The 18,450-nt window shown below is 34.8% G+C and carries 22 protein-coding genes and 1 pseudogene; 17 read left to right on the top strand and 6 right to left on the bottom strand.

Going from position 1 to position 18,450, the window contains the following annotated elements:
* The first annotated feature begins 6 nt into the window (after positions 1–6).
* The 16 genes from WP_RS06605 (at position 7) to WP_RS07765 (ending at position 12,561) form a co-directional block, all read left to right on the top strand.
* Positions 7–1,932 carry a DUF4815 domain-containing protein gene (locus tag WP_RS06605; RefSeq protein ID WP_012482041.1) on the top strand — a complete coding sequence of 642 codons (1,926 nt, stop codon included), beginning with the start codon at positions 7–9 and terminating at the stop codon, positions 1,930–1,932.
* 4 nt (positions 1,933–1,936) lie between these two features.
* Positions 1,937–3,121 (top strand): hypothetical protein, encoded by a 1,185-nt coding sequence (locus WP_RS06610; protein ID WP_012481832.1) that lies wholly within the window; start codon positions 1,937–1,939, stop codon positions 3,119–3,121.
* Positions 3,122–3,125: 4 nt separating this feature from the next.
* Positions 3,126–3,320, top strand: coding sequence for a hypothetical protein (locus tag WP_RS06615; RefSeq protein ID WP_007301885.1), 195 nt, complete (start codon positions 3,126–3,128; stop codon positions 3,318–3,320).
* A complete protein-coding gene (locus WP_RS06620) occupies positions 3,317–4,690 on the top strand; it encodes a hypothetical protein (protein ID WP_007301886.1) in 1,374 nt (457 codons plus the stop codon). The genes WP_RS06615 and WP_RS06620 overlap by 4 nt, the downstream gene beginning before the upstream one ends.
* A 22-nt stretch (positions 4,691–4,712) precedes the next feature.
* A complete protein-coding gene (locus WP_RS06625) occupies positions 4,713–5,264 on the top strand; it encodes a hypothetical protein (protein WP_012481833.1) in 552 nt (183 codons plus the stop codon).
* Complete coding sequence (locus tag WP_RS06630; protein WP_007301888.1) at positions 5,257–6,435, top strand: phage tail sheath subtilisin-like domain-containing protein; 1,179 nt, start codon at positions 5,257–5,259, stop codon at positions 6,433–6,435. Before WP_RS06625 ends, WP_RS06630 begins: the two co-directional genes overlap by 8 nt.
* 15 nt (positions 6,436–6,450) lie before the next feature.
* Positions 6,451–6,957 carry a phage major tail tube protein gene (locus tag WP_RS06635; RefSeq protein WP_012482042.1) on the top strand — a complete coding sequence of 169 codons (507 nt, stop codon included), beginning with the start codon at positions 6,451–6,453 and terminating at the stop codon, positions 6,955–6,957.
* Between the two features lie 61 nt (positions 6,958–7,018).
* Complete coding sequence (locus WP_RS06640) at positions 7,019–7,219, top strand: hypothetical protein (RefSeq protein WP_007303020.1); 201 nt, start codon at positions 7,019–7,021, stop codon at positions 7,217–7,219.
* Positions 7,203–7,484: a type II toxin-antitoxin system RelE family toxin gene (locus WP_RS06645; protein ID WP_007303021.1), complete on the top strand. Its 282-nt coding sequence runs from the start codon at positions 7,203–7,205 to the stop codon at positions 7,482–7,484. Before WP_RS06640 ends, WP_RS06645 begins: the two co-directional genes overlap by 17 nt.
* A gap of 83 nt (positions 7,485–7,567) precedes the next feature.
* Positions 7,568–7,825 carry a phage tail assembly protein gene (locus WP_RS06650; protein WP_007303022.1) on the top strand — a complete coding sequence of 86 codons (258 nt, stop codon included), beginning with the start codon at positions 7,568–7,570 and terminating at the stop codon, positions 7,823–7,825.
* A gap of 109 nt (positions 7,826–7,934) precedes the next feature.
* Complete coding sequence (locus WP_RS06655) at positions 7,935–10,226, top strand: phage tail tape measure protein (RefSeq protein ID WP_007303024.1); 2,292 nt, start codon at positions 7,935–7,937, stop codon at positions 10,224–10,226.
* The gene (locus tag WP_RS06660; RefSeq protein ID WP_007303025.1) at positions 10,226–10,573 is read left to right on the top strand and encodes a phage tail protein; all 348 of its coding nucleotides are present in this window, start codon (positions 10,226–10,228) and stop codon (positions 10,571–10,573) included. The genes WP_RS06655 and WP_RS06660 overlap by 1 nt, the downstream gene beginning before the upstream one ends.
* Entirely contained in the window at positions 10,570–10,779 is a 210-nt protein-coding gene (locus WP_RS06665) for a tail protein X (protein WP_006015620.1), read from the top strand. Before WP_RS06660 ends, WP_RS06665 begins: the two co-directional genes overlap by 4 nt.
* Positions 10,780–11,724 (top strand): contractile injection system protein, VgrG/Pvc8 family, encoded by a 945-nt coding sequence (locus WP_RS06670; protein ID WP_012482044.1) that lies wholly within the window; start codon positions 10,780–10,782, stop codon positions 11,722–11,724.
* A gap of 52 nt (positions 11,725–11,776) precedes the next feature.
* A complete protein-coding gene (locus tag WP_RS06675) occupies positions 11,777–12,295 on the top strand; it encodes an ankyrin repeat domain-containing protein (protein WP_007302856.1) in 519 nt (172 codons plus the stop codon).
* 47 nt (positions 12,296–12,342) lie between these two features.
* Positions 12,343–12,561 carry a hypothetical protein gene (locus WP_RS07765; protein ID WP_012482045.1) on the top strand — a complete coding sequence of 73 codons (219 nt, stop codon included), beginning with the start codon at positions 12,343–12,345 and terminating at the stop codon, positions 12,559–12,561.
* Here the strand turns inward: WP_RS07765 and WP_RS06680 are convergent.
* Positions 12,552–13,058, bottom strand: a pseudogene (locus tag WP_RS06680) (phospholipase D family nuclease); the annotation flags it as partial. The gene WP_RS07765 and the pseudogene WP_RS06680 overlap by 10 nt on opposite strands.
* On the opposite strand from WP_RS06680, the gene WP_RS06685 reads away from it, so the two are divergent.
* Entirely contained in the window at positions 13,057–13,977 is a 921-nt protein-coding gene (locus tag WP_RS06685) for a patatin-like phospholipase family protein (protein ID WP_007302854.1), read from the top strand. The pseudogene WP_RS06680 and the gene WP_RS06685 overlap by 2 nt on opposite strands.
* A 66-nt stretch (positions 13,978–14,043) precedes the next feature.
* Here the strand turns inward: WP_RS06685 and wmk are convergent, their stop codons facing one another.
* From wmk to WP_RS07775, 5 genes are all read right to left on the bottom strand, one after another.
* On the bottom strand, positions 14,044–15,021 hold the full coding sequence (gene wmk, locus WP_RS06690; RefSeq protein ID WP_007301899.1) for a WO male-killing family protein Wmk: 978 nt from the start codon (positions 15,019–15,021) through the stop codon (positions 14,044–14,046).
* Between the two features lie 63 nt (positions 15,022–15,084).
* The gene (locus tag WP_RS06695; protein WP_007301900.1) at positions 15,085–16,326 is read right to left on the bottom strand and encodes a hypothetical protein; all 1,242 of its coding nucleotides are present in this window, start codon (positions 16,324–16,326) and stop codon (positions 15,085–15,087) included.
* A 295-nt stretch (positions 16,327–16,621) separates the two neighbouring features.
* Positions 16,622–17,290 carry a JAB domain-containing protein gene (locus WP_RS06700; RefSeq protein ID WP_007301901.1) on the bottom strand — a complete coding sequence of 223 codons (669 nt, stop codon included), beginning with the start codon at positions 17,288–17,290 and terminating at the stop codon, positions 16,622–16,624.
* Positions 17,291–17,477: 187 nt separating this feature from the next.
* Positions 17,478–17,792 carry a hypothetical protein gene (locus tag WP_RS07770; protein ID WP_007301902.1) on the bottom strand — a complete coding sequence of 105 codons (315 nt, stop codon included), beginning with the start codon at positions 17,790–17,792 and terminating at the stop codon, positions 17,478–17,480.
* A gap of 26 nt (positions 17,793–17,818) precedes the next feature.
* Entirely contained in the window at positions 17,819–18,373 is a 555-nt protein-coding gene (locus WP_RS07775) for a helix-turn-helix transcriptional regulator (RefSeq protein WP_007301903.1), read from the bottom strand.
* Positions 18,374–18,450: the final 77 nt, after the last annotated feature.

The following is an 18,450-nucleotide window of genomic DNA, read 5'->3' on the forward strand; positions in this document are numbered from 1 at the left end:
AACAAAATGACTTTAAACGCCTATTATAACCGCTTTAATCCTGACAAAGAATACGAAAAAAGCTTATTTCTTGCAGGAAGAGGTTTACAGTCTGCAGAATTAAATGAAACTCAGGAGTATGCTCTTTCTAAGCTTAAAGGTATAGGTGATGCAATATTTCGTGATGGTGATGTTATAACAGGAAGCAATTGTATTATAGATAGAGAAACTGGTAAAGTTACACTTGAAGGAGGAAAAATCTATCTGCGTGGAGCAGTTAGAAAAGTCGAAAAAGAAGAATTTACTATTCCACTGAGTACTATAGTTCGCATAGGTGTTTATTATGTAGAATCTACCATTACAGAACTTGAGGATGAAAACCTTCGTGATCCTGCAATTGGTACAAGAAATTATCAGGAAGTAGGAGCAGCAAGGCTTAAAGTTTCCACCATTTGGAGTTATCAAGCTGAGGGTGTGACTACTAATGCTTCAGGAGAATTTTATCCAATTTATAACATTGAAAATGGAGTATTAATAGAACATTCACCGCCACCACAAGCAAACATAGTAACTACAGCTCTTGCTCGTTATGATAAAGAAGCAAATGGTTCCTACGTCGTAAATGGTCTTGAAGTAATGTTCTTGCAAAAGAAAGAGGGAGAAGGAGGAAAAAAAATATTTGTGATTAATGAGGGCAAAGCTCATGTTGATGGCTATGAGATTGAACTTCCTCACAGTATTCGAGTTTCTTTTGATGAAGATCCGGATATAAAATCAGTTGAATCAGAACCACATACTTTTCAGCCAAATAGCCAAAGAGTAATGGAACTGAAGGTTAATGATTTTCCAATAAGTGAAATCAAAAAAGTAGACATAACTGTTCAAAAAACTATTACTGTTACTCACGGTTCATATTCTGGAGCTATTGATCCAATACCTGACTCTGCAGTACTTGAGATTATTCAAGTTAAACAAGGCAATGTTATTTATGAAAATAGTATAGATTACAAATTAAACGCAGGAAACGTTGATTGGTCATTACCCGGCAAAGAACCAGCTCCTGGAAGTAGTTATCAAATAACTTACCGCTGTCGTACTCATGTAAGCCCTGAAGATATAAGTGAACAGGGATGCAAAGTAAAAGGAGCAGTTGATAACAGCTTGGTTCTGATTGATTACACCTGGAAAATGCCCCGCTATGATTTAATTACTATCGATAGCAAAGGAGTGGTAAGAAGAATAAAAGGAATTTCCCACCCTTGGCGACCATCAATGCCTAGAGCGCCTAGTGGACAACTTTTGCTCTGCTACATTCATCAGACGTGGAAAAAAGGCGAAGGGGTAAAAATAGTGAATAATGCTATTCATGCTGTACCGATGAATGAGCTTGAAGCAATGAAAAAAGGAATAAATGATCTTTATGCGCTGGTTGCCTATGAACGTCTACGCAGTGATGCAAATTCAAGAGAACCTACTACCAAAAAAGGAGTATTTGTTGATTCGTTTTTTGATGATGATATGCGTGATCAAGGAATTTCACAGTCTGCAGCAATAGTAAATAAGGAACTAATTTTACCGATAGACGTAGAAATTATTGATGTTGAAAAGAGCACAAAACCTTATCTTTTACCGTATGAACTTGAGCCGGTACTGGAGCAGCTTTTACAGACTAAAGGAGAAAAGATTAATCCATATCAAGCTTTTGATCCAGTACCGGCAAAAGTTACCATGAACAAAAACATAGATCACTGGACGGAAGTTACCACAAACTGGAAAAGTCCAGTAACTAGAGAATTTAATACTAGAGAAACAACAGAGCTGCTGTCAAGTACTTCATATGAAGCTGAATTTATGAGAGAAGCAGTACAGAATTTTGAAATTGAAGGTTTTGGGCCAAGTGAGAAGCTTAAGGAGGTGAAGTTCGATGGTATCGTCATTCAGCCTACTGCATAAAAACATGCTCACAGCTAACAATCAGGGAAAATTACAGGGAAAGGTGAAAGTACCAGCAAATATTCCAGCAGGTACCAAATTAGTACAGTTTTATGGGGATAAAGGAAGCTATGGAGAGGCAACTTATACTGGTAAAAAAACAATTACCATAGAGGAAAGAAGAAGAGTTATCGCAGCAAGAAGAGTTGATCCTTTAGCGCAAACATTTACTCTGAATGAGAGTAGGCACATAGGAGGTGTGGAGCTATGGTTTGTAAATAAAGGCAAAAAACGTGTTGTTGTGCAGATTAGAGAAACAGCAGTGGGAGTGCCCTCGCAAACTGTCATTGCTGAAAGCTATATTGAGCCAAAAGATATAAAGATAGATGGCACAGCAACACGTATAGAGTGGTCACCAGTGTTTTGCCATGCAGGAGAGGAGTATGCAATAGTACTACTTACTGATGATTCGGGTACTGCAGTAAAAATAGCAGAACTTGGTAAGTATGATGCAGTAAATAGCCGTTGGGTAACAAGCCAGCCATATCAAGTAGGAGTATTACTGTCATCTAGTAATGCAAGTACCTGGACTCCACATCAAAATTTAGATTTAACGTTTCGACTACTAGCTGCAAAATTTAGCGAAAATTCTCACGTTATTGATCTGGGAAAAGTTACAGCAACCAATACTTCAGATTTAATTGTTTTGACGAACGTCGAAAAAGTAGCATTTGATACCAATGTGGAATTTATCTTAACAGATGAAGAAGGAAAAGAAAATTTTTTGTCTGATAATTTGCCACTTGCACTACGTGAAAGACTATCTGGAAAGCTAACAGTAAAGGCAAATTTAAAAGGGTCAAAAGAAAAAAGTCCAGTGCTATATCCTGGGTTACAGCTAGTTCTAGGTAATCTTTTAGAGTCTGGAGATTATGTTACAAGAAGTATTACAGCAGGAGCTAACACTAAGATTACCATAACATATGATGCGCTAATACCTGGCACTGCAGATGTTAAAGCATATGTACAAAAAAACGTGGATTGGCAATTAGTAAATTTAACATCAGGAAAACCAATTGGAGAAAATTTGGTAGAGAGAACTCATGTGCTATCAAATTTTAATGGTAATGATACAAGGATAAAATTGGTTTTAAGTGGAACAGTTGTTTATCGCCCTAAAGTCAAAAATCTACGAATCATTATCACTTAGCAGAATGTCAGATGATAAAACAAGTAGAGGATATTCTTTGCCTCATCCAGAAAATATTGCTGTGCAGGATGTTGTTCGTATCCGTACCACAATTGAGAAAATAGATGAAGATATTACCGAAAGAGAAGATGAGCATAATCAACTAAAAAATAATTTTAAACGATTTAGATTTGAAACTTTTTTGAATTTTTGGGAATGAAAGAAGCAATATACCAAAGGATAAAGGATTTAGCAGCAAACAGCACACCTGATCAACTTGCATATCTTGCAAAATCGCTGGAATTGATAGCAGATAAAAAAGCTATTTCTGATATTGTGCAAATGGCTAAAATAAAAGAAATAATTGATGCACTACAAAAAAGACTTAAGGATTTAGCAGAAAACAGTACTCCAGATCAATTAGCATATCTTGCTAAAGCACTGGAATCAATAATCGACAAAAGTGCGGTTTCTGAAATTGTACAGATGACTGATGGTAAGCTAAAAGAACTTCTTGATAGTGCAAAAAAACACTTAACTGATCTGGATAATAAAAAAGCTAGTTCTTTAGCAGTGATCTCTGAATCAGAGAAGCAGTTATTAAAGAGAATTGATGAAAAAGGAACAACAAATTTATCGCTACTTGATACGAGAAAGAATGCCAATATTGCAGCAATAAACAGTGTTGGCAATGATCATAAAGATGGTCTTAAAGGTTTAGTGAATAACTTCCGTACTGTTAATGATGTACCAAGTGGCTCATCAATCATGAAAGAAGTAAGAAATCGTCATATGATTGAACCTGGAGCATTACCTTTTTTATTTGGTGTACTAAGTAGAAAAAATAATTACTTTGGCCACGGAACTTTTACAACTGAGCTTGGTCAGTGGAGTAGTGATGTAACAAAAACAGACTATATGCTACAACTACTAGCAGGTACTCACACATATGAAAGCTATGTTAGTTTTTATCGGCCAAGACAACTCAGTTTTTTAGAGGGAAGCAAAGGTACATTTATCTATGGAGAATCATACCCAAGATTCATGTATGATGGATTTTCGGAGCAATTCAATATGCTGAAATACCCTTATGCTGCATTGGGACTAATATTCGTAAAAAACACAAGCAATGTAGATATAAGTAAAACTCTAAACTTTGTTGGATCTGCAATGTGGTATAAAGATGAAGTTAATTATGGAGGAGCAGGATTATTTATAGGTACACCTGATAAAACTAATACAAGGAAGTCAGAGATTTCGAGAATTACTTGGACACGTATTTACCAGCATGAAATTAACAGTCCTGAATTTATTGCATCAGGTAACATACTCATTCCAGCAGGAAAAACTGTTGCAGTGTTACTTTATACGTCATCTAATCTTCACTCAGAAGGTGAAAGAGTTGGTGAGACACCTGAGTTCTTTGCAAGTGAGCACACGTATAGCACAATCTATGGTCAATTTATTCAGTGGGGAATATATAATTTTCGCAGCAATTTTCTAACCACGGGACTTGAGGTGGACGTAGAGAGAACGCTAAGAGCTTGGCAATGCCCAGGATTAGATGCCACTCATAAAATTTGGAATTGATACTAGAAAACGGAGAAAACCAATGCCAATTTATATTAGATTTGAACATAACAAACAAGTAGAAACAACAACGCTTGAAAGTAAGCCAATTGGAAATGATTGGTATGAAGCGCCAAAGAATTTTGACTGGCAAAAGAGTTATCAGTTAACAGAAGGAGGAGAAATTGCTCAGCGGAGTCAAGAAGATATTGAATTGGAGTTACTACAAAATGCGAAGTTTTCTGCACTTTCTAATCTTCGTGCTTATTATGATAACTATACTAACCAATACACAGGAGTATCTCATCAAAAGTCTAAATCGTATCAAATACAAGAAAAAGCCGCAAAAAGCATTCTAGCAGACCAGGATGAAAAGGATAAAGAAATTATAGAACCATTAGCAAAAGTCCGTGGTATTACAGTTATTGAAATGGCAAGAATAATTGAAGAAAAAGCAAAAAAAGCAGTAAAAGAAATAATTAAATGTGAAGAGTTGGAAGACATTACCAAGAAGAAAATTGCAGAAGCCAAAAGTAAAAATGAGCTAGAGAACTTACTAAACGATTTTAAACAAAAGATACAAAGAAATGGCTGAAGAATTTTTACACGGAGTAAATGTTATAGAGGTAACCTCAGGGGCAAAAACAGTACGTACAGCTAAATCATCAGTGATAGGTGTAATTGGTACCGCACCTGAAGCAGATGGGCAAAAATTTCCACTGAATAAACCAGTGTTAATTGCAGGAAGCTTGAAGGAAGCAGCAAAGCTTGGAAAGAGTGGAAGTTTACCTTCTGCAGTAAATGGAATATTTTCCCAGATTGGTGTAACAGTTATAGTAATTAGAGTTGAAGAGAGTGAAAACAGCGATCCAAAATTAAAAGAAGAAGAGACGCTGAAGAATATAATTGGCGGTGTTGATAAAGAGACTGGAGAGTATCAAGGGATAGAGGCATTCCTCAACAGTGAAAGTATAGTTCATGTTGCTCCAAGAATATTAATTGCTCCTCAATTTACTCATCAATTGCCTGAATCTAAAAACCCAGTAGTAGCAGCTTTGATAGGAGTAGCAGAAAAGCTAAGAAGCATAATAGTAGCAGATGGTCCAAATACCAATGATGAAGAAGTAATAAAATGGAGAAAAAGTGTAGGCAGCTCAAGAGTTTACGTAGTTGATCCTTGGGTTAAGGTATTTATTGAAGGAAAAGAAGAAATTTTGCCAGTAAGCCCATTTGTAGCTGGTTTAATAGCGAAAGTAGATAGTGAGCAAGGATTTTGGCATTCACCTTCAAACAAAGAGATAAATGGTATTGTTGGAACAAGCAGGCCTATTGATTTTACGCTCGGTAATACAAATTGTAGAGCAAACCACTTGAATGAAAATGAAGTAACAACGATAATTCATCAAAATGGCTATAGGCTTTGGGGAAATAGAACATGTTCAAATGACTCAAAATGGGCTTTTCTGTCAGTGAGAAGGACTGCAGATTTAATCAATGATAGTTTACTTCGAGCTCATTTATGGGCAGTTGATCGCAATATCACCAAAACTTATATAGATGATGTAATTGAGGGGGTGAATTCTTATTTGGCCAATTTAAAAGCACAAGGAGCTATTATTAGCGGAAAATGTTATGCAACACCTGAACTCAATACACCGGCAAATATTGCAAGCGGGAAAGTATATTTTGATTTCGAATTTACACCACCATATCCAGCAGAACAGATTACTTTCAGGTCACACCTGGTGAGTGGTACAATATTATAAAAATGGGAGAAAGAGATGTTACCGAAGATTTTAAAGAATTTTAATGTATTCGTAGATGGTCGTGGTTATGCAGGAAAAATAGATGAAATAACCTTGCCAAAACTTACCATAAAAACAGAAGAGTATCGTGCTGGTGGTATGGATATTCCAATAAACATCGATATGGGCATGGAAAAGCTTGAAGCTGAGTTTACTTTTGCTGAATATGATACAGAGCTATTTCGGCTATTTGGGTTGATAAATGGAAATTCAGTATCTTTAACTCTTCGTGGTGGTATGCAAGGCAGTGGTAGCAATGATATAGAAGCAGTAGTAATAAACCTTAGAGGAGTATTTAGAGAATTTGATTTTGGTAGCTGGAAACCTGCTGAGAAAGCAACGCTGAAATGTACTGTAGCTGCCCATTACTATAAACTTACTATAGGCGGTAATGAGCTGATAGAAATCGATGCTGAAAATATGGTTAGAAAGATAAATGGTGTTGATCAAATGGCCTTGCTACAAACGATTCTAGGGATCTAATATGGTTGACAAAATTACATAAAAATGTTAAAATATAAGAAGTTGTAGGTATATAGTTAATATGGATTCTAAAGCTCATACAAATTCCATAGAGCAGCTAACTGGTTTACTTGTTAGTGTAGCACAATCTCAAGACAAGTCCGTTTTAAAGTTATTAACTGAATTAATGGAAGAAGAAATTGAAGATATGGAATTATCTAAGATTGCTGACGAACGCTATAAAGAAAAGAGGGTTAAACATCAAGATGCCTTCTGGGATTAAGCCTTACAATATAGACTATTCAGAATCTGTTATAAAGAAAGACATTCCGGCTCTTCCAGCAAAAGTAAAGTTAATGATTAAGAAGGCAATAATGGAGCGTCTAACAGTTGATCCAATTGGACTTGGAAAGCCATTAAAGCATAACTTAAGTGGACAACGTAGTCTACGGGTGAGTACCTATCGTATACTTTATTATATAGATGTACCAGAACATACAGTAGTTATTACTGCAATTGAACACAGAAAAGATTCTTATCAAAACTAATCCTATTTATAGCACCATACAAAGAAATTAGTTATGTAAAAGCCGATATAGACTTTTATTTAATTAACTTTTTAAGGAGGAACATGCAAGCTATAACACTTAATAACCCAATAACAGTTGATGGTATTTCTGTCTCAGAACTTACTGTTAGACGTCCAAAAGTTAGAGACTATTTGGCAATAGAACGCCTTAATGGTAGTGATCTGAGTAAGGAAGTAACTTTGACTGCCAATTTGACATCAGTTGCAAAAGAAGCGATTGAAGAGTTAGATATTGCTGATTATGTGAAAGTTCAAGAGGTATTAAAGGATTTTTTTTCACCGATTATCCAAAAAACTTGAGATTAGAAATACTAGTGCTTGGCTCTATCATAGGTGGTGGAGTTGAGCACATTCTTGATATGGAGATTAGTGAGTTTATTTCATGGAGCAAATCAGCAAAGGAGCTTAAATGTCAACGTTATCTATAAAAATCGGAGCTGTTTTAGATGGCAGCTTTAATACTGTAATAAAAGGAAGTAGTAGTCAACTTTCTCATCTTGGTGAAAATATAAGACGTCTTGATTCGTCTTTAAAATCAGTATCAAAGTTTAAGCAGTTGGGTAGTGATGTTTTGACTAGCAAGAGGTCGTGGAAAGACTTTGAAGATCAAGTAAAATCCTTGGCTAAACAAATGAAAGAAGTGGAAAAGCCGAGCAAAACTTTAAAAGCTGAGTTTGATAGAGCTAAGTTTTCTGCAACAAAAGCAAAAGAAGCATACTTAAAAAAGAGAGATGTTTTACATTCATTCAATGAAGAAGTAAGGAAAAGTGGCAGAAATATTAAGTCATTAGTAAGTGATCAATATAAACTTGGTTCTTCTATTGAAGTGCTAAAAGGTAAGTATGGTAAGCTTGGGTCTGCAATACGTAGTCACCAAAGTTTTTTAGCAAGTAAATCACATTTTAAGTCACAAATAATAGAGACTATTGGGCTAGGGCTAACGCTTGCAGCGCCAATCAAAGTTGCGATTGATTTTGAAAGTGCTATGGCTGATGTTACAAAAGTGGTAGATTTTAAAAAAGGAACGGATGAAGCAACTAAATTTGCAAAGAAGTTAAAAGAGATGTCACGCACTATACCATTATCAGCCGCAGAACTGGCACAAATAGCTGCAAGTGGTGGTCAACTTGGTATCAAGAAAGAAGATCTTTTTATGTTTACAGAAACAGTGGCAAAAATGTCTACAGCATTTGATATGTCTGCAGAGCAAGCAGGTGATTCTATAGCTAAACTCTCTAACGTTTATGGAATTGATGTTAGTAAAATGGAACATGTTGGTAATGTGATCAACCACTTATCAGATAACACTGCTGCTAAAGCAAGAGATATGGTTGAAACTCTAGCAATAGTTGGTGGTACTGCAAAGCAGTTTGGTTTGGATATCGAGAAAACAAGTAGTTTAGCAAATGCTTTCATTAGCTTAGGTAAAACACCTGAAAAAGCTGCAACTGCTATAAATGCTCTACTTAGTAAACTTCAGACTGCTGAAGAACAAGGAGGGGATTTTAAAGCAGCACTAGAGCAAATGGGAATAACTGCAGAAGAAATAGTACAAAGAATAAGCGAAAACGGCGAAGAAGCATTACTCTACTTTTTTCAAACTCTAAAGAAAATGGATAACCAGGAACGTTCTACAATCCTTATGAAACTTTTCGGTCAGGAATATCAAGATGATATTGCATTATTAGCTGGAAGTTTTAACAAATATGAAGATGCTATAAGGTTACTAGCTGACACAGAAGAGTACAAGAGCTCGTTGCAGAAAGAATTTCAAAACCGTGTAGACACCACAGCCAGTAAATTACGACTTCTTCGAAACGCAATAGCTGAAGTTGGTATGAACCTGGGTTCAGTGATGCTGCCTACTTTAAAATCTATAGCTGAATTTTTACAAGAAAAAACTAGAAGCATAGCGTTATTTGCAGAAAAATATCCAACTTTAACCAAAGCAATCATGGGAACTATAGCAGCTTTAATAAGTTTGAAAATCTTAGTAGTGGGCTTAGGTTATGGATTTACTTTTTTAGCAAGTACAGTTCTCGGTTTAAGAGCAAAAATAATTGCAACATTTTCATTTTTATCAGCTACAGTTTTTCCTGCAGTAATAACAGGACTAAGAGCAGTAACACTCGCTGTAATGAGTAACCCGATTGGATTTTTAATAGCAAGTCTTGTTACTGGTGCAGCTCTTGTTGTGACTAACTGGCAAAAGGTGAAAGACTTTTTCTCTAGCTTTTGGAAATCACTTATTAAACCTATAGGAGAAGCTTTTTCATGGATAGGGGAAAGTGTATTTGGAAAAGTACTGGGGAATAGCACATTGAAAGAGCTTAAAAAAAGGAAAACTGAAGTAAAAGCAGTCCATACTCCCTTAAAGAGCAACATTTTCAACAGTGGAAATCCTTTGTTAGGTAACAGTATAATTAAAGAATTTTCCAAGAGAAATAAGAATATCTTTAGAGTCAAAAGCCTTATCGAAGAGAAAAAGTCCACAGAAAACGATAAGATACTTGCTGACTTTGCAAGGAGTAAATTTGAAAATAAAGAACAAAATAAAACTCAGAACATCACTAATAATTACACTATCAGCATTAAAGCAGAACCTAACCAAGATGTTCGTAGTCTTGCAGATGAAGTAATAAAAAGGATAAGAGAAAAGTCACGTGATGTTTTATTTGATACGGTAGAGACATTTTATTGATGCTATCTCTTGGTCCGTATAAGTTTGCTCCCACAAGTTTAAAGTATAGCAGAGAAAATCGTTGGAGCACGATTGAGTGTATTGAAAATATGCCACTATTACAAAATATCGGTCAAGGTGTAGAAAATATAGATTTAGAAGGAACGATTTATCTGCATAATCTCAACGGGCTAAATCAATTAAAGAGTGTGAAAGAAGCTGAAAAACCACATATTTTAGTAGATAGTTTAGGTAATATTTTAGGACAATTCGTAATTACTAGGTTAGAAGAAAAGCAGATGTATTTTTTACCTAATGGACTACCAAGAAAAGTTGAATTTAGTTTGAGTTTAAAAAGCTATAGATGACTGTATACTATGTGAGTAAAGAAAATGAGATGTTAGATCTGATTTGCTGGAAACATTACGGATTTACTGATGGAGTAGTGGAATTAGTACTAGCAGAGAACTTAGGTTTGGCAGAATACGGAAGCTTTTTGCCTGCAGGATTAAAGATAAAGCTTCCTACTATTAAGAAAATAGTACAAAAGTCAAAATTAAAGGTCTGGGAATAAATGCAGCCAGATTTTATAATAGATAAATGTGAATCAATTAAAGATAGAGTTATATCATTGCACCTTACAGATGAATCAGGAATAATAGATGATGTAGTTGAAGTGTGTGTTGATTACAGGGATGAAGACATAGATATTCCGAATGAATTGAACATAGCACTAGGTTATAAGGAAATTGGAATCTTTCCAATGGGTATATATACAGTCAACGAAGTGACTATACAGGGTCCACCTAAAACTCTACTAATAAAAGCTCATGCAACAAATTTAAGAATATCTTTGAAGGCAAAAGTATCAAAAGAATGGCATCAAATTACCATAGAAAACTTAGTGAAAGAAATAGCTCAAAAACATGGATATGGACATAAAGTTGCTGAGGAATTTAAGAATGTATTGATACCCCATATTAATCAGGCAGATGAAAGTGATATAAGTCTGTTAACAAAGATCGCAACAGAGCGTGAAGCAATGGCAAAATTAGCTGGTGGGTATATATTATTTATTTCAAAAAACATGGCAAAATCAGCCACAGGAAAAGCTTTAGGAACAACGACTATTAGACCTCAAGATACAATTAACTGGAAAGTGCATTTTACCGTACGTGATAAGTATAATTCAGTAGTGGCAAAGTGGCATAGCTATGAAAAGGGTGAAACTATTAAAGAAACAGTTGGTAGCGGCGAGCCAAGTTATATTATGCTAGAAATGTACTCAAATGCAGAATCAGCACTAAGTGCAGCAAATGCTAAGTTAAAACAACTAAAGCGAAATAATGCAGTATTGGATATCACTATACCTGGTAATCCAGAGTTATTTGCAGAAGCTAAACTTAATCTTATAGCTTTTAATCAAGCGGTAGATGGTGAATGGATAGTTAATAGAGCGGAGCATACTCTAAATAGCTCAGGCTACCTTACTATGTTATCAGCATCTTTGAGTAAGTAATGTTAAGGAAAAATAAGTATATAGTCTATTCAATGTAAAGAAACTACTGAATATGAGTCAACTGAAATGTAATGAAAAAGAAAAAATACATTTTGTATGGTTTATAATATTAATGGTATGTGTTGTTATTACATATTGCTATCAAAAATCCAAAGCTACGGATAATTATAACAAAACGTTACAAGCGGCTGCTAGTAATTGCAACTTAGAAATAGTAAAACTTTTAGTAAAGGATATGGCTCCAAACTTGAGTGAAACAGCGTTACATTGTGCGGCAAGAAAAGGATGTTTAGATATTATCAGATTTCTAATATTAGAAGAGAAAGTAAATATAAATGTAATCGACAGAAATGCCTTTAAAAGGACAGCTTTACATCATGCTGCAGGTGAAGGGCATTTAGGGATTGTAAGATTCTTATTAGAAAAAGGTGCGAATCCTAACATAAAAGATAACGACGGAAAAGGAGCTAGAAAAATAGCTGTAATGGCATCGCGACACGATAAAAATAAACCTTACAGAGAAATTATTAAGCTACTTGCAAATGCAGAGGAACAGCATAAATCAAAATAGTAGTTACTAAAGTAGCTATCCATAATAAATTCACATTTTAAATCATTATGCAAAAGCAAAAAATCCCAATTACATTAATTATCACGTTATTAATCCAAACCGTAGCATTCATATGGTGGTTATCCAAGCTAGACTCAAGGGTACAATTTCACGATAAACTTATTGAATATGGTTTAATGGAAAAAGTGTTAGTACTTGAGGAAAGGGTGAAAAATCTTTCTGAGGAATTAGATGAATTCAAAGATAACTTAAAGTCTGGTGTATAATGCTTAGACTGCGATTGGCGATTTTTCCAATTTTTGACGTATTGTTCAACTAGTGGAGAATCTCCTGTTATGATCAGTAGGTTTTCAGCATTTCTTTGCTGAGCGGCATCTGAAAAGTTAAATGATCCGGTTATGATTTTTTGCTCATCAATAATAATTACCTTGCTATGAGCAATAGCGGGTTTAAAGTCAATCCATATCGGGATTTTGTGCTCAAATAATTCGTTAATTACACTATGTTTTGAACTAGTTTGTGATTCATCTAGAATAACCTTAATATCAACTCCACGCTTTTTAGCTTGAACCAAGGATTCAGCAATAGGCTTTGAGGTAAATTGGTATGCCTGAACCAACACGGATTTTTTAGCATGACCCACGGAATCAATTATTAGGTTGGTGCAATTTTCTCCAGGCGTGAAGCAGACTGTGGCTTTTGGGCAGGAAACACATCCCGATAAAAGCGAACAAGTTAATAAAATCAATAAATACCTAACCATGGCAAAATACATCCTTTCAGTTGACGGCGGAGGCATAAGAGGCATCATACCAGCCATAATATTAGCAGAAATAGAAAAAAGAACAAGAAGAACTATAGCTGAAATCTTTGATTTAATGGCAGGAACCTCAACCGGTGGGATTATTGTTGCTGGACTTTGTAAAAGCAATAAACTTCAATACTCTGCCAATGATTTGGTTGAACTTTATCAAGAGTATGGAGCATATATCTTTCAATCATCATTTTGGAGAAAATCAATTGCTTCTTGGCTGAGTGGTTCTCAGTACTCATATAGAAATATGGAATTTATTCTCAACAAATACTTTGGTGAAAGTACTATGGCCGATGTTGCGAGTAATCTACTACTCACCAGTTATGACATTCACAATAGTTGTGAATTTTTCTTCAAAAGTTGGAAAGAAAAAAACATTAAGTTGAAAGATGCACTCAGAGCTACAACAGCTGCTCCAACGTACTTCACACCAAAACGTCTAAAAATTAGCCAAACAGAGAGAGTGTTGATAGATGGCGGAGTGTTTGCTAATAATCCAGCGGCTTGTGCATATGCAAGTGCTAAGAGGTTATTTCCAAATGATGAGATTATACTGCTATCAATAGGCACTGGTAGAACAGATAGAAGTATAAAGTATGCTAACTCAAGGAAATTTGGCAAAATAGGGTGGGTCAAGCCACTACTGAATGTGATGTTTGCCTCTGGATTGGATTGCGTTGATTATCAACTAGAACAAGTAATAGACGATAAATATATACGTATACAATCGCAACTAAAAATAGCATCACCTGACATGGATAATATTACATCAAAAAATATCAAATCTCTTCAGCAAGAGGCAAAGGCAATGATAGAGGACAATCAGAAAGTGATAGAAAAATTCTGTATAGATATATTAAATATATAACTATTCTCTCTAATATTTTAATATATTATTTATGAGTCAGTAAACTACTGCTGTTTTTAACCCAGATTAAGTTTTGAAAGCATAATTTTCAAGCTCCTCAATAGATAAATCTGTTATTTTAGAAATAGCATCAATAGAAACGTCCAACATACGTAGATTATTCGCAACTTTTATTGCCTCTGCTTTGTAAATCTTTTCTTTGTAAACTTGCTTTCTTTGCGATAAAAATTCTACCCATATGTCCAGTTCATCTCGTGATTCTTGATTGTTAATTTTTTTTAACTCTCTTGCCAAGCTTAATAGCTCTTTTTCTCCTTCATCATCCTCATAACAATCTTTTTCCCTTATCAAATCTTCAGCATTCACCGATAATTTTTCTGCTATTTCCCATAGCCTTTCACTTAAAATTTTCACACTCCCCTGTTCATAATGATGTATCTGCGAGGGTCCCACATTAAGCTTTTTTGCTAACTCTTCCTGCGTATATCCTCTTATTATTCTCCACTTTTTTATCTCTTGTCCTCCGTTTTGGCTTGTATAATGTATACTCTCTTTATCAGAATATTCTTCAGTTGATAAACCTACTGCTCGGTAAATTATATCATTAGTAAACCCTGCCTTTAAAATATTTTTTGCTATTTTTATTCTTGCAGCTTTTACATTATTTTCCTCTTCAGCTCCAATAGATTTAGTTAATGCATAAATTGCCTTGCGTCCTCTTGTTTTTGCTATAAAATTATACATCCATTCGATCTTACTTTCGTCAAAACAACCACTTTCTCTTAGCGCTTTTCGCCTAGGAAATAGATTTCTAACATGGATTGATAATCCCTCTGCTATCACTTTTAACTTTTCAATTGGAATGCCACATGCTCCTTGCTCATACCTTAGCAATGTATGATATTTTATCCCTGTCTTATCTACTAAGTCTTTCAGAGCATATTTTTGTTTTAACCTCCAGCTTCTTACATTCTGCGCTATTTTGTATCTTGCAGGGCTAATGTTCTTTGTATTATTGTTCACTATTTTTACGGAAATAAACATATATACCCTGCTAGAAAATTTTTTGCTATAGCTTAACTTTATTGAGGAAAAGTTTCCGATTGTTTAAAGCTTTCGAGAGGTTTCTTTACTACCTCCACACACCCTATCAACCCATGATAATGCTTCATTATTACTAATCGCCTTTATTTCTTCTTTTACCTTTTCTTTACTCCACTTACCACTCCTAGGGAAACTTCCTTTTTCTACCGCTTCTGTGACCGTCATTCCTCCAAAAAAACACCCTTTTCCTATATTTTCCCCTTTCTTTTGTAATTCAGACCACATTTCTTTATCTGCTACTCTGACCTCTATCTCATGGTCATTTTCTGCATTATGGTATATTACAATTTTTAGGCTACCAATACTTGTAGGAAATGTTATCTCAAAAGCACTATTGTCAGACACATCAACGTAATTCCTCTCACCTTCTTTTTCACTTCTAACTTCAACCTTACTATCTCCTATTTCTATAACATCACCTCCTAATTTTACCTCTCCTGTGGTTAATCCTAAATTTTTTGTACCTTCCAATACTCTTGCAATATTTACCTTACTATTCTCAGAAAATTTCATAAAAAACGTCTGATTATCCATTTCCACGTCTTCTATGATTCCTTCATTTTCAATAGCACTTTCACCGATTTCTCTCAATTCTTTAAGCCACTCATCTATCTGTGGACGAATCTCTTGATACAGTTTGTTATGCATTTCACTTATTCCCTTATCCTGCAATAGATCGTAACTGAATATTGCTCCATTTAGCATCAATTCACATATTATGTCTTCCTTCTCATTTTCTTTGCATTTGATCAAAGGCATTTTCGATATCACCGTATCAGCAAAACTCTTCTGTCCTTCGCTATACGCATTTATCCTTATTCCAGTACTTAGTGCTTGATCTATAGTTTTGTTCAGTTCGTCTACGCTTTTTGCCTTTACTACTCTACTTTTAAACCATCTTAATTCTGCATTTTCACTTGCACTTGGCTCTATCTTGCTTAAGGCTGGAATAAACGGATTTTGACGATTTGAAGATTTTTTGTTATAAACCTCGCGTCCTTCTCCAAGATTGATTGATTTTCCAGAAACATCGCTAGGGGAAGGCACACCTTCAGGATTCTCAAACCTACTTTTATCATCAAATATTTTCGGATCAGTCTCGTCTACAAGTATAAGCTGCTGATTTTTTTTGCTAGTACGCCTAATAGCACTATATAGTCCTTTTGGTAACTTTTTAGAATCAATGATTAACTCATAAGTATTTCCATCTGTATCATCAAATGATACTGTTTTTTTAGTAGTCATATAGCCTCCTATTAAGCATGTTATTCAAGTCTACAGAGCAATTTATTGCTTTATGATTAACTGAATACACAAATTATAAAAAGATCTTGTATATTCTGCAACTATTTATAATAAAAGAATAGATTTTTGGGAATTTTATTCTTTAATCACGACTTAATATACAAGCTATACAAAGATCTTTTATATTTTGTAATTCTCCAATACAGATTCTTGACTAAGTTTTTTTGCTACTTATGCTCTTTGTATTGTTTTGTAGTAGTTGGTAGCCAAACTTCTCAAGCAATTGAAATTTGGTTTATAACAGCTCTCTTTCCTTAAAACTGCAATATCCTTTGTCTGTCATAATAATGTGATCCTCTAGTTCAATTCCCACTCCTTGACATGCTGACACTAATTCTCTAGTCATAACCTTATCATCTTCTGATGGTTCTAAACTCCCTCCTGGATGATTATGGGATAATATTATTGACGCTGCTTCCATTGATAACGCCTTTTTTACCACTTTCCTTTCAGATAGGTGTACTTCATCTATTGTACCAAAATACACTTCGTCTCTTATCAAACGGTTCTGTTTATCCAAGTATATTATCAGGACAGCTTCTTTTGCTGAAAAGCCTATGTTTACCCTTACATACTCTATCAGCTTTTCTTGGCTATCCATTACAGGTCCTCTTTTTAACCCTTCTCTTAGTGCTCTCTTATAAGCTTCTTTTACACATTCAATTGCTGCAGCTGCGTGTTCAGTCATTCCTTCTATCATTTTCAGATCATCGATTTCTCGCCCTAAAATTTCTCCTATTCCTGGGCAATTATCCATTAGAGTTTTAGTAACATCTTGTGCTTGCTTTCTGTCATGAACTGCTCCTAGAAGCACTGACACTATCTCCCGATCAAATAGAGCACTTCCTCCTCCACTCTGTAATACTCTCTCTATTTCTTCTGTAAGTTTTTTACCATTATTCATAAAATATACTCCTCGTTAATAACAAATTGTTTTTAAATGTTTACTGCTGTTTTTTATCAGCATTGGCATAGAGCCATAGCTTTCGAGTGAAGTCAAATCAATTTTTCAATCTTTTTTACTTATTTTTTCATTAATAGGTAAAGATATTAATATATATTTGTTTTCAAGTTATGTAAAAAGGTTGTTGTTAATCAATTATTTTAGAAATAACATCAGTAGAAAAGCCTAATTTAAGTAAATTATTTGTAACTTTCATTCCCTCTATTTTATCAATCTTCTCTTTGTAAATTTGCTTTCTTTGCAAGAAAAATTCTACCCATATGTCCAGTTCATCTCGTGATTCCTGATTGTCAATTTTTCTATATTCCCTCGCCAAACTTAATAAATCATTTTCTGCTTCACCATCTTCATAATTATCTTCTTCCTTTATCAGATCTTCAGCATTCACTGACAATTCTCTTTCTATCTCCCACAACCTTTCACTTAAAAGAGTCTTGTTCATAATGATGTATCTGTGAGGGCCCTACATTAAGCTTTTTTGCTTTGTGTATATCCTCTTATTATTCTCCACTTCTTGATCTCTTGTCCTCCGTTTGGCTCGTATCTCTCTTTATCAGCATATTCCTCAGTTGATAAGCCTGTTGCTCGATAGATAATCTCAGTATCAAACCCTGCCTTAACTAGATTCCTCGCAATTCTTATTCTTGCTGCTTTGATATTACTTTCCTTTTCAGCTTGAATAGATTGGGTCAAAGCATAAACCACCTTGCGTAATTCTCGCTCTCCTATTTGTATGTATCCTTGCATTAGATTATACATTGCTTGTTCCTTAGCTTTATCAAAACAGCTATTTTCTCTTAGCACCTTTCGTTTGGGAAATAGATTTCTAATAGGAATTGATAATGCCCCTGCTAATATTTTTAACTTTTCAATTGGAATGCCACATGTTCCTTGCTCATATCTTAGCAGCGTGTGGTAGTTTATGCTTGTTTTGTCTATTAAGACTTTCAGAGTATATTTTCTCTTTAACCTCCAGCTCCTTACTTTTTGTGCTATCTGATACCTTATTGAGATGTTTGCCATAAATATTATAGAGGTTAATACTACCAAATAAAGATATACAAAAACTTCTATGTTTGAATTTTAGTTGAATATTTCTT

It is taken from the genome of Wolbachia endosymbiont of Culex quinquefasciatus Pel (assembly GCF_000073005.1).
Classification (GTDB): domain Bacteria; phylum Pseudomonadota; class Alphaproteobacteria; order Rickettsiales; family Anaplasmataceae; genus Wolbachia.